Annotated in this window: 11 protein-coding genes and 1 other RNA gene; 7 read left to right on the top strand and 5 right to left on the bottom strand. The window is 27.9% G+C overall.

What is annotated here, in order from left to right; all coding sequences use genetic code 11:
- Positions 1-15 precede the first annotated feature (15 nt).
- The 7 genes from QMD25_04445 (at position 16) to QMD25_04415 (ending at position 6,055) form a co-directional block, all read left to right on the top strand.
- Positions 16-378 (top strand): hypothetical protein, encoded by a 363-nt coding sequence (locus tag QMD25_04445; protein MDI6861247.1) that lies wholly within the window; start codon positions 16-18, stop codon positions 376-378.
- Entirely contained in the window at positions 378-1,454 is a 1,077-nt protein-coding gene (locus QMD25_04440; GenBank protein MDI6861246.1) for a M20/M25/M40 family metallo-hydrolase, read from the top strand. The genes QMD25_04445 and QMD25_04440 overlap by 1 nt, the downstream gene beginning before the upstream one ends.
- Positions 1,454-1,984: an NUDIX hydrolase gene (locus tag QMD25_04435; protein MDI6861245.1), complete on the top strand. Its 531-nt coding sequence runs from the start codon at positions 1,454-1,456 to the stop codon at positions 1,982-1,984. The genes QMD25_04440 and QMD25_04435 overlap by 1 nt, the downstream gene beginning before the upstream one ends.
- On the top strand, positions 1,962-2,879 hold the full coding sequence (xerD, locus tag QMD25_04430) for a site-specific tyrosine recombinase XerD (protein ID MDI6861244.1): 918 nt from the start codon (positions 1,962-1,964) through the stop codon (positions 2,877-2,879). The genes QMD25_04435 and xerD overlap by 23 nt, the downstream gene beginning before the upstream one ends.
- On the top strand, positions 2,848-4,005 hold the full coding sequence (locus tag QMD25_04425) for a phosphopentomutase (protein MDI6861243.1): 1,158 nt from the start codon (positions 2,848-2,850) through the stop codon (positions 4,003-4,005). Before xerD ends, QMD25_04425 begins: the two co-directional genes overlap by 32 nt.
- 10 nt (positions 4,006-4,015) lie before the next feature.
- Positions 4,016-4,369, top strand: a transfer-messenger RNA (tmRNA) gene (gene ssrA, locus QMD25_04420).
- 6 nt (positions 4,370-4,375) lie between these two features.
- Positions 4,376-6,055 (top strand): hypothetical protein, encoded by a 1,680-nt coding sequence (locus tag QMD25_04415; GenBank protein MDI6861242.1) that lies wholly within the window; start codon positions 4,376-4,378, stop codon positions 6,053-6,055.
- On the opposite strand, the gene QMD25_04410 is transcribed toward QMD25_04415, so the two are convergent.
- From QMD25_04410 to QMD25_04390, 5 genes are read right to left on the bottom strand one after another with little or no spacing between them, the layout of a single operon-like run.
- Positions 6,056-6,973 carry an ABC transporter permease gene (locus tag QMD25_04410; GenBank protein MDI6861241.1) on the bottom strand — a complete coding sequence of 306 codons (918 nt, stop codon included), beginning with the start codon at positions 6,971-6,973 and terminating at the stop codon, positions 6,056-6,058.
- Positions 6,970-8,025: an ABC transporter permease gene (locus QMD25_04405; protein ID MDI6861240.1), complete on the bottom strand. Its 1,056-nt coding sequence runs from the start codon at positions 8,023-8,025 to the stop codon at positions 6,970-6,972. The genes QMD25_04410 and QMD25_04405 overlap by 4 nt, the downstream gene beginning before the upstream one ends.
- Complete coding sequence (locus QMD25_04400; protein MDI6861239.1) at positions 8,022-9,560, bottom strand: ABC transporter ATP-binding protein; 1,539 nt, start codon at positions 9,558-9,560, stop codon at positions 8,022-8,024. The genes QMD25_04405 and QMD25_04400 overlap by 4 nt, the downstream gene beginning before the upstream one ends.
- 55 nt (positions 9,561-9,615) lie before the next feature.
- A complete protein-coding gene (locus QMD25_04395; GenBank protein ID MDI6861238.1) occupies positions 9,616-10,626 on the bottom strand; it encodes a BMP family protein in 1,011 nt (336 codons plus the stop codon).
- Positions 10,627-10,678: 52 nt separating this feature from the next.
- Entirely contained in the window at positions 10,679-11,917 is a 1,239-nt protein-coding gene (locus QMD25_04390) for an amidohydrolase family protein (GenBank protein ID MDI6861237.1), read from the bottom strand.
- Positions 11,918-11,955: the final 38 nt, after the last annotated feature.

Here is an 11,955-nt window from a genome sequence, read left to right as displayed (position 1 = left end):
AAGGAGGTAAAAAAGATGAATGGATCATTTTGGGAAAAAATTAAAAAGGGATTAAAGGTAAGTGCAGAAAAAACAAAAGAGTTTGCTGAAATTGCAAATTTAAAAGGTTCAATTCTTGTTTTAGAAGGTAAAAAAGGAGGAAAATTAAAGGAACTTGGAACAAAAGTTTATGATTTATACAAGCAAGGAAAATCAAAAGATGAAATTTTTGAGGCAGTTCAATCAATTTTTGAGGAGATCAAAAAAATAGAGAATGAAATAAAAGAAAAAGAAGAAGAGATTGAAAAAATAAGATCTCAAAAAGGCATTAAAGAGGAGGAGGTTAAAAAAATAGAAGAAGAGGTGAAAAAAGAAGTTAAAGAAGAGAGTGGTCAATGATGGATAATGCAATAAAAAATTTCATTGAACTTTGTAAAATTCCTTCTCCTTCTGGTCATGAGGAAAAGGTAAGAGAAAAGATACTTACACTTTATAAAGATCTTGGTGAATGGAAAATTGATGACTTGGGAAATATGTATCTTAAAGTTGGTAAAGGGAACAAAGCACTTTTACTTAATGCTCACATAGATACAGTCCCTATTGATGGTGATTCTATAAATGTAATTATTGAAAATGGAATAATTAAAACAGACGGAAAAACAATTTTAGGTGCAGATGATAAATCTGGTGTAATTGCAATTCTTGAAGGCGTAAAAAGGAAAAAAGATAAACTCAATGGAGTTGTTGATATAGTCTTAACTGTTGAAGAAGAAACAGGACTTAAAGGGGCAAAGAATGTTAATCTTTCCTATATAGATGCAAAAGAGGGATTTGTTTTTGATATGCATAATCCTCCTGGTGAAATTGTTAGTGAGTCTCCATATCATAATACTTTTAAATTTTTTATTTATGGAAAAGCATCACATGCTGGAGCAGAGCCAGAAAAAGGAATAAATGCAATACTGCTTGCATCAAGAGCAATAGGAAGAATTAAATTAGGAAAAATTGATGAAGAGACTACTGCAAATATAGGAATTATTAAGGGTGGAAATGCAACAAATGTTGTTCCAGATTTTGTTGAAGTTCATGGTGAAGCAAGAAGTAGAGACGAAAACAAACTTTTAAAATTAACAGATGAAATTATAAAAATATTTATTGAAGAGACAGAAAAAGGAGGAGGAGGAAAATTAGATTACTATTTAAATAGAGAATATAATGGATACAAGTTTTCTGAAGATGATAAATTGATTGTTTTAATAAAAAGAGTCTTTGATTCTTTAAACATAAAGCCAATCGTAAGACCTACAATGGGTGGTTCTGATTCAAATATATTTCATGAAAAAGGAATAAAAACTATAGTTCTTTCTTGTGGAATGATGAATGTTCATACAAAGGAAGAGTATATAAGAATTGAAGATTTAATGAAGAGTATTGATGTTGTTGAAAGAATAATCGATTTCTACTTCGAGAATTAATGGAAAAAAAGATAAAAGAAGATATAGTATTTGATGGAAAACTGATAAAAGTCATTCAAAGGAAAATTTTAGTAAATGATACAAAAGAGTCATTTAGAGAAATTGTTCTTCATCCAGGGGCAGTAGGAATTATTCCTATAACGAAAGAAAAAAACTTGATACTTGTAAAGCAATTTAGATCTCCTCTTGAAAAAATTCTTTTAGAAATTCCAGCAGGTAAATTAAAAAAGGGTGAGGACCCTCTTGAATGTGCTAAAAGAGAACTTTTAGAAGAAACTGGATTTTCAGGAGATTTTGAAAAAATAGGCTCATTTGCCTCTTCTCCTGGTTTTTCAAATGAAATAATACATATTTTTTTATGTAAAAATTCATATTTTGTTTCAGATAAATTTAAACATGAAGGAGAAATAGAAAAAGTAGTTTTTTTAACAATAGAAGAAGCATATAAACTCATTCTTAAAGGAGAAATAGAAGATTTAAAAACTGCTTTTTCGATACTTTATGCCTATGAAAACATTAGATCTATTTGAAACATTCATTTCATATCTTGAATTTGAAAAAGAATTTTCTAAAAATACAATTTTATCTTATAAAAATGATCTTGATGATTTTAAAGAATATCTTGAGTTAATAAAAAAAGATATTTATGAAATTGATAAGAAGGATGCCTTTAATTATTTAATTTTTCTTTCAAAAAAGAAACTAAAACCATCTTCATTGAGAAGAAAAATATCTGCAATAAGATCTTTTTATAAATTTTTAATTAGAGAAGAGTTAATTCTAACAGATCCAACTCAAGATTTAGTTTTTCCAAAAAATGAGAAAAAACTTCCTCAAGTGTTAACAGTTGAAGAAATAGAAAAATTAATCAATGTAATAGATAATAAAACCTTAAAAGGAAAAAGAGACAGAGCAATTGTTGAACTTTTATATAGTTCTGGTTTAAGGGTTTCGGAAATTATAAATTTAAAGGTTTCTGATCTTGATTTTGAAAATAATTATTTAAAATGTTTTGGAAAAGGAAGTAAAGAAAGAATTGTCCCATTTGGAGAATTAGCAAAAACTTATATAGTTGATTATCTTGAGGAGAGAAAAAAATTAAAAATAGAGAGTGAGTTTTTGTTTATAAATAAAAAAGGTGAAAAATTATTAAGGCAGCATATAAACAACATATTAAAAAGATATTCAAAAAAAGCAAAACTAAAGAAAAGGGTTCATCCTCATATGTTAAGGCATTCATTTGCAACACACCTTCTTGAAAGAGGTGCAGATTTAAGAAGTGTTCAAGAACTTTTAGGTCATGTTGATATATCAACAACACAAATTTATACTCATCTCACAAAAGATTATTTGAGAGAAATATATTTAAACACACATCCTTTGTGGAGGAAAAATGATAAAAAGAGTGATTTTAGTAATTCTTGATGGAGTAGGTATTGGTGGTGCAAAAGATGCAAAAAGTTATGGAGATGAAAATAGTAATACTTTACTACATGTAATTGAAAAAACGGGAATAAAATTTCCAAATTTAACAAATTTTGGTTTATTAAATTTACTTTATAATTTAAATCATAAAACAGAAACGAGTTTTGGTGTTTTAGAAGAGGAATCTCCCGGAAAAGACACAACAACAGGACATTGGGAACTTATGGGAGTAAAATTATCAAAACCTTTTCCAGTTTACCCAGATGGATTTCCAGATGAAATTATAAAAGAATTTGAAAAAAGAATAAAAAGAAAGGTATTATGGAATAAACCTGCATCTGGAACAGAAATTATAAAAAAATTAGGTGAAGAACATATAAAAACTGGCTATCCAATTGTTTATACTTCTGCTGACTCTGTTTTTCAAATAGCAGCACACATAGATGTTATTCCTTTAAATGAACTATATAAAATGTGTGAAATTGCAAGAGAGATATTAAAAGGTGAACACGCTGTTGCAAGAGTTATAGCAAGACCATTTGCAGGAGAAGTTGGTAAATTTTATAGAACACCTGATAGAAAAGATTATTCACTTGAACCACCAGAAGATACTCTTTTAGATATTATGATTAAAAATGGTTATAAAACTCTTGGAATTGGAAAAGTTTATGATATTTTTGCAAAAAGAGGTTTTACAGATACAATCCACATTGAAAACAACACTGAAAATATGGCTCAACTTTTAAAGATAACAATAGAAAAAAATGATTACTCTATAATTTTTACAAATCTTGTTGATTTTGATATGAATTATGGACATAGAAGAGATTTGTGGGGTTTTGCAAATGCACTTCTTGAATTTGATGGATTTCTTGGAAATTATTTAAGATGGTTAAAAGATGAAGATATTTTAATAATAACAGCAGATCATGGTAATGATCCAACATTTTTAAAACATACAGATCACACAAGAGAGAATGTCCCAATTTTTATATATGGAAAGAGTATTAAAAAAGACAATTATATTAATATTAATAAATTTTCAGATTTGGGAGCAACAATAGGAGATATTTTTGGTTTAAAGACAAAATATGGCAACTCTTTTTTGAAAAAAATTATGGTATAATAAATAAAGCGGGGGCGAAAGGAGTTCGACATGGAATGGAGGTTTAAACCAGCAGGTGGGTTTGAGAGGACCCTAAAACTCTCAAAAGATTTAAAATGCCAACACAAATTATGCTTTTGCAGTAGCATAAGGTCTACTGCCAGTTTGAGAGATTCTTGTCTCCTTGGTCTCTCAAACTGAGGCGAAAAGGAGACTCGCCTTTATCCTCATCCTCAGGGATAAAGGTAAAAAGAAATGAGGATACGCTTCTCTCTTCTGTGCCTGTTCAGAAGAGAGAGGAGGAGAAAGAAAAAACAGGCTAAACCTGTAGAAGGTTTAAACTGAGATTCCATGGACGCGGGTTCAATTCCCGCCGCCTCCACCAAAATAAATGGATATAAAAAATTTAAGTGAATTCATTAAATATCTTGAAATCTCATCTTTTTTTCACGATATAGGAAAAATTTCATCTCATTTTTTAATTTCAAAAGATAGAGATTTAAATGTAAAAGATCAACATGCAATTCTTATTCTTGAGGATAAAATTCCAGAAAATCTAAATAAATTTTTAAGAACACCATTAAATAAAATCTTTTTTTCTTTTTCAGATCTATTAGAAGATATATCACCAATAAATTTTATCTGTTCTCATCATGGATGTGAAAGATGTAAATATATTGATAAATGTAAAAGATTTGACAAAAACTTTTTTATAAAGATGCTACAAATATGTGATAGGTTAGATTCATCAAATCCACCAAATAGAGGAAAACAACCATTTTATTCAGTTTATATTTCTGATTTTTTCTTAAATCTTAAAAAATTAGAACTCAAAAAAATTGATTTGCTCAGAATAAAATTTTTAAATTTATTAGATTATTATATATTTAACTTAAATAGAGAAGAAATTTTTAAAATATCAAAGTTTTTTATGGAAAATGCCTTATCTGAAACAAGAAAGGGTGCAAATGATATAAATTTATATACACACTCAAGGGCAGTTTCTTCAATATTTAAAACAATTCTCTTTGACTTTTTTTATTTTGGAATTGAACCACCAAATTCTATTTTTGATGTTGAAACAAAATTTTTAAGAACAAAAAAGGGATTTAAAAAATTAATTGAAGAGACTCTTTCTTTTGGAAATCTTATTTTTGAAGTTGAGGATTATGAATATTATATAGTTGGAAAAGGGGTTGATAAATTATTTTTAAAAATCAATAGTATTGATGGAAATTTTGTAGATGAAATAAATATAGAAAAAACAAAGAAAAAATATTTTTATCCATTAAATCCAGAGAAAATTTTAAAAACAATTTTTGTTAAAATACCAGAAGACATTGATTTAACTTTTCAAGATATGGTAAAAGGGACTCAAGAAATTATAAATTATGGAAGATTTAATGAGTTAAATGAACTTAAAATAAAAATTAAAGGGGTAAAAAAACATATAAAGAATCTAAAAAAAGGTGGCAAAGTCAAAGAAATAGAAAATAAAATAAAGGAACTAAAAAAATTAGAGTCAAGGATAAATTATTTAAAAAAATTTGAAAAAAATGAATTTAATTTAAATAATATAGAAAAATTTTTAATGAAAACTCTTTCTCCAATAAGACCTCCTTCAATATCCAAATTCTCTAAATATCTCATAGATTTGATGAAAAAGAAAAAGTTTAATATAAATGAACTTGCCTTCGAAGTTTTTCTTAAAAAACCATTAACAATATCAAGAATTATTCAATATAATTTTGATCTTTTTAAATATAAAAATATAGAAAAAATTCCAAAATTTATTGGTAAAGTAAAGTATTCAAATAAGGTTCCTAAAGAAAGATATTATGAAATAAAAGATATAATTATAAATTATGATAAAGCAATTATAAAATTAAATAATAATAAAATTTTGAAAATTCCAATTAATAATAATGAAAAAGAAATTGATAAATTAAATTTGTATTTTATTGGCAAATTGACAAGAGAAGGAGATTTAATTTTTCCATTAAGTAAAAATAGAAATTTAATTCATATAACAAAATTAAAGAAAGGTGACAAAATCAAATTAATAATTTAACTACTCTCTACTGTAAGGTTTACCAACTGATGCTGGAAATTCAATTTGTTTCTTAAATAACATCATTACAAGTAAAACTGAAATAAATGGAAGCATTAAGAAAAATTGATATGGAATTCTTTGGGATAGTACCTGTAATCTAAATGCTAAAACTTCAATTGCAGCAAATAAAAATCCACCAAGAATTGCTCTTTGAGGTCTCCAACTTGCAAATATTGCAATACCTACAGCCATAAAACCCCTACCTGCTGAAATATCAGGAGTGTATGTTCCAGTAATAACTATTGGTAAATATGCACCAGAAATTCCAATTAAAATTGAACCAATTGTTGTTGATAAAATTCTTCTTCTTGTTACATTAACACCAACAACATCTGCTGCCTTGGGATTTTCTCCAATTGCTCTTGTTTCAAGACCAATTTTTGTTTTGTAATAAAACCACCATGCAAAAATAATTACAATGTAAAGGAAGTAAACAATTATGTCTTGATTTAAAAATGCAGAAATAATTGGAACTTTATTTAAAAATGGTATAGAAATTGTTGGTGTCTTTGGCGCCCTTGGTGCAGTAAGTCTTATTCCAATTATCAATTTATAAAATAGATCAGAAAGTCCTGTTCCTAAAATTACAAGAGAAATACCAAGAACAAATTGATTTACTTTAAACCTTTCATGAAGTGAAGAGAGAATTAAACCAAAAATTCCACCTAAAATTGCTCCGACAATGAATCCTAAAATTGAATTTTGTGAAAGGAAACTAACTATAAAACCTAATGAAGCAGAAGCGAGCATTATACCTTCTCCTGATACATTAAAAATACCTGCTCTTCCAGCAATCACTATTCCAAGACTAGTTAATGTGTATACAACAGCATATGTTATTGTTTGTGATATGAAAGAATTTATAGCAGCAATCATTTTATTTTTTTCCTCCTTTCAAATGCTTCTCTAAAAACTACAATAAAAAGAACAATTAATGCTTGAGCAACAAAAACCATTTCAACTGGAATTTGCATTGTTCTTTGAAGTGCATCTGCTCCAACAAGTAATACAGACATTAAAAAAGAAGCAATAGGGACACCAATAGGATTTCCTGAAACTATTAAACTTGTTAAAATTCCAAAAATTCCATATTGAGCACCACTTGTTTGAGCAAAACCTTCAATTAACTTTTTATGAATATTTATAATTTCAAGAGTTCCACCAAGGCCAGCAAGTGCACCAGAGATAAAAAAGGTTATAAGAATAGTTTTATGAAAATTTATTCCATATGTTTGTGCTGCATCTAAATTATAACCAATTGCTTTAATTTCATATCCAAGTCTTGTTTTTGTAATTAAAAAATAAACAAAAATTATTACAAAAATTGCAAAAAATATTGAGTATGGAATTCCATAAAAAAATCCTAAAGTTCCTGATTTTGGTAGCGGAAGTGAAATTGGATGACCCTCATATGGATCTCTATATAGAGGATTTGTTGCAATAAAATTTAAAAATTGCATTGCAACAAAGTTAAGCATGATTGTTGAAATAATTGGATTTATATCAAATTTTGCTGTAAGGTAACCTGCTATTAGAGCAAATAGTCCTCCAGACAAAATTCCTGAGATAATAAGAAGAGGAATCATAATAAATGAAGGTAGATTAATTCCAAGTTGATTTGAAAGAGTTAATCCAATTATAGATGTTACTGTTCCACCAAATAACATCTGACCAAATGCTCCTATATTAAAAAATTTAATCATAAATGGAATTGTAAATGCATAAGTTGTAAAAATAAGAGGAATTGTTTTTTTAATTGTTTCTTGAAAACCAAACCATGATTTAAAAGAAGTCGTAAGCAAAGTTCTTAAAACTCCTAAAACATTATATCCAAAAAGAATTGTAACTATTGAGATAACTATAAATGCAAGAATAATTGAGATTAAATATATGAAAAAGGTTCTTAGAAATTTTTTACTATCTTTCATGCTTCTCCTCCAATCATAAGAAGACCCATCTTAAATTTATCAAAATCTTTCCTTTCAAAAATTCCTTTAACCTCTCCCTTATGTAAGACAATTATTCTATCACAAAGAATAAGTAATTCATCCAAATCTTCTCCAATCCAAAGAACTCCACTTCCATTTTCTCTTGTTTCAACAAGTTTTCTAAAAATAAATTCGACTGTAGAGAAATCAAGACCCGATGTTGGGTTATGAGTTATAAGAACTTTTATTGGATTAACAAATGATCTTCCAATTATCACTTTTTGTATATTTCCTCCAGATAGTCTTCTTATTTGTAAATCTTCAGAGGGAGTATAAACGTTAAATTTTCTAATTACATCTTTTGTAATTTCTTTTACTTCATTCCATTTTACAAAAACTCTTCTATCAAGAAACCTATCTTCAAAATGGTGTCCTAATAAAACATTCTCAACTATAGATCCATCTGGTAAAATACCTTCTTTTATTCTATCCTCTGGCGTATAAAAAAGACCTTTTTCAAAAACCTCAATTGTTGATAAATCTTTAATTGATTCACCATTAAAAATAATATCTCCGTCTTTCATAAGTTTAGGGTTAACAATTACTTGAGCAAGTTCTTTCTCTCCATTTCCTGAAACTGATGCGACACCTAAAATTTCTCCACCAAATAGTTCAAAAGACACATTCTTTAAACCTACAGATTTTTCTGTTGGTTCAACATAAACATTTTTTAAAATAAGAATTGGTTTTTCACTTTTTCTTTTTTGCGGTGGCAACTCAACTTTAGGAAGTGCACTTTCTGTTACTTTAAGATCTTTTTCTTGAAACATAAGTTTAACAATTGCTTCAGTTGTCATTTCTTCTTTAGTAAGAGTGCCTTGAACTTTTCCTTTTCTTAAAATCGTTACTCTATCACAAGCAAGTAAAACTTCTCTCATCTTATGAGTTATAAAAATTATTGTTACACCTTTTTCGACAAGAGTTTTTAAAGTTTTTAAAAGTTGTTGAAATTCACTTTCAACAAGAGATGTTGTTGGTTCATCTAAAATTAAAAGTTTAGCTCCTCTGAAGAGAGATCTAACAATTTCTATCTTTTGCTTTATACCAGCAGGGAGATCCTTAACTTTAATTTCAAGTGGAAATTCAAAATTAAGTTCTTTTGAAATTTTAATTATTTTTTCTTTCTCTTTTTCATAATTAAGTTTATATTTATCATATTCTGTTCCAAGAATTATATTTTCAAGTGCATTAAATTGAGGGACAAGAGTTGAGACTTGATGAACCATTCCTATACCAAGTTTTATTGAATCAAATGGAGACGAAATTTTAACTTTTTTTCCCTCAATATAAATTTCTCCCTCATCTGGAGAGTATAAACCATAAAGAATGTTCATCAAAGTTGATTTTCCAGCGCCATTTTCACCCAAAAGTCCATGAATTTCTCCTTTAAAAACTGAAAAATTAACATTATCTAATGCTATAACTTCACCAAAAACTTTTCTTATATTTTTTAATTCAACAAATATTTCTCTCATAATTAATAAAAACAGGGGAGGACATATCCTCCCCTTTAATGAAATAATTTATAACTTATGGATTTATAACGTCAAGTTTTTCAATTACTTTAATTTTTCCTGAGGCAACATCATCTGCAATTTGTTTAACTTTTGCATTAATCTCATCTGTTACATTTTTAATAGGAAATTGCGTATAACGAGCCTTACCTTCACCATATTCAAGCATTAAAAATCCACCTTTCTCACCTTTTAAAACTCTACTTACAACTTCTCTTAAAGGAACTCTAAAATCAAAAAGGTCTGCTGTTAGATAATTTTGTGGGGCCTGGGAATACTTATCAGTATATTTAACTGTTATATAAACTGGTCTTTTTGCTTCATCAAGAGCATTGTAAATTCCATAATTTCCAAGGTTTACAGAACTCAAAATAACATCTACACCTTTTGCAATTAAACTTTCTGCAGCTTGTCTTGCTTTAAGAGGATCGTTAAAATCTCCTGCATATACATAGTCAAGAGTTGCATTTGAGCCTAAATCTTTTATTGCTTGTTTTACTGCATTTATTTCACCATGTGTAAATGGTAATTCAAGTCCACCAATATAACCTATCTTTCCTGTTTCTGTTTTAAGTGCAGCAAGTGCACCCAAAACATAAAAACCTGTATGGAAATTTCTATGGAAATACCATACATTTGGTTTTTTATCACTTGGTTCACTATCAACTTCAATTACAAATGTAACATTTGGATTTTCATCTGCAAGTTTTAATGCTGCAGAATTAAATTGTCCTCCATGTACCCAAATGATGTTAAAACCATCTGCTATATACTCTCTCATTACTCTTTCAACATCTGGTACTGCAACTTTTTCAGAATAAGCAACATCAATATTAAACTCTTTTCCAATTTCTTGAGTTGCAATGTAACCCAAAGTGTTGTAATCTGCATCTTGAATTGAACCTGGCATTACAGTTGCTAATTTATAAACAGGTTTCTGTTCTTCAACTTTTTTACATGATGCAGTAAAGAATAAAGATAACACTAAAATTAACATAACCCCCATTAAAATCTTTGATCTTTTCATGTACTACACCTCCTTAAAAATTAAATACTATTAAATTATATTATAAATTTTTTTAAAAATAAATCTCTTCGTTTTTCTCAATTTTTGATATCAGTTTTCCATTTTTAAAAACCATTCTTCCTGGCCTTAATCTTAAACATTCACTCTCTTTTTTACAAAAAATAATATTAAAATCTGCAGGATTATTCTCTTTAATTCCGTAATTTTCGATTTTCATAATTTTTGCTCCATTATAGGTTATCATATCAAAAATTTTACTAATTTTATCAGTTGAATTAAATTGAGCAGCATAGGCAAATAAAAGTCCATAATCAAGAGGGTCGCCTGTCCCAAAAAGGTGAAAACCATCGCTTATTGTATCTTGTGCAATTGCAACATTGATTCCTTTTTCAATCAATTCTCTTGCTCTAGTTAATCCTCTTGTTCTTGGCTCAGGATCAACACCCATAATTAGAAGAACAGAAGGATTAACACATATATTTATATCTGCAATTTTAATTAGTTCCATAACCTTTTTTGCATGAGAGTCATTTTGATATGCTAAAGATGTACAATGGGCAGCAGTAACTCTTCCTTCATAATTTTCTTTTATTGTTTTATACGCTATATACTCAAGAGAACGTGAGAAAAAGTCTTTCGTTTGATCAACATGCATATCAATATCTAAATTATATTTTTTTGCAAGTTCAAATACAAAATCAACATGTTTTTTTGAATCTTCGTCAATCCATTCAGCAGCAGGCATTCCACCTACAACATTCGCACCCATTTCAATTGCTTTAATCATTAACTCATCTGTTCCTTTATTACAAAAAATACCTTCTTGAGGAAATGCAACAATCTGAATATCAACAATATCTTTAACTTCCTCTTTTGCAAGTAAACATCCTTCAAGAGCCACTAATCCACAAATATTGTCTATGTCAATATGTGCTCTAATTTTTGTTACACCATATTTTATAGATTCTTTTATTGCTTTTAAAGCGCGGCTTTTAACATCATCTACAGTATAATTTTTTTTAATACCATGCATTAATTTTATTGATTCTTCAAGGGTATCTTCTTCTCTTATAACTTCATTAAATGTAAATGCTTTATCAATGTGTAAATGAGGATCAATAAAAGTTGGAGTTACAATAAATCCATCAATATCAACAATTTCATCTGCTTTAAAATCTATATGATGTTCAATTTTTTTAAATTTACTTTCAATAATTAATATATCCTTTAATTCATCTTCATTGCAAATCTTTGCGTTTTTAATCAACATAGATTTTTGTTCTTTTTCCAAAATAAACCTCCTCACATTGTTTTGTGATTAATCAAAAT

Source organism: Caldisericia bacterium (assembly GCA_030018355.1).
GTDB lineage: Bacteria > Caldisericota > Caldisericia > B22-G15 > B22-G15 > JAAYUH01.
Note: the sequence above shows the minus strand (reverse complement) of the source record. Positions and strands in the feature narration are given on the sequence as shown.

Coding starts and splice junctions, on each gene's coding strand:
- QMD25_04445 (MDI6861247.1), top strand. CDS start 16: ATGAATGGATCATTTTGGGAAAAAATTAAAAAGGGATTAAAGGTAAGT.
- QMD25_04440 (MDI6861246.1), top strand. CDS start 378: ATGGATAATGCAATAAAAAATTTCATTGAACTTTGTAAAATTCCTTCT.
- QMD25_04435 (MDI6861245.1), top strand. CDS start 1,454: ATGGAAAAAAAGATAAAAGAAGATATAGTATTTGATGGAAAACTGATA.
- xerD (MDI6861244.1), top strand. CDS start 1,962: ATGAAAACATTAGATCTATTTGAAACATTCATTTCATATCTTGAATTT.
- QMD25_04425 (MDI6861243.1), top strand. CDS start 2,848: ATGATAAAAAGAGTGATTTTAGTAATTCTTGATGGAGTAGGTATTGGT.
- QMD25_04415 (MDI6861242.1), top strand. CDS start 4,376: ATGGATATAAAAAATTTAAGTGAATTCATTAAATATCTTGAAATCTCA.
- QMD25_04410 (MDI6861241.1), bottom strand. CDS start 6,973: ATGATTGCTGCTATAAATTCTTTCATATCACAAACAATAACATATGCT.
- QMD25_04405 (MDI6861240.1), bottom strand. CDS start 8,025: ATGAAAGATAGTAAAAAATTTCTAAGAACCTTTTTCATATATTTAATC.
- QMD25_04400 (MDI6861239.1), bottom strand. CDS start 9,560: ATGAGAGAAATATTTGTTGAATTAAAAAATATAAGAAAAGTTTTTGGT.
- QMD25_04395 (MDI6861238.1), bottom strand. CDS start 10,626: ATGAAAAGATCAAAGATTTTAATGGGGGTTATGTTAATTTTAGTGTTA.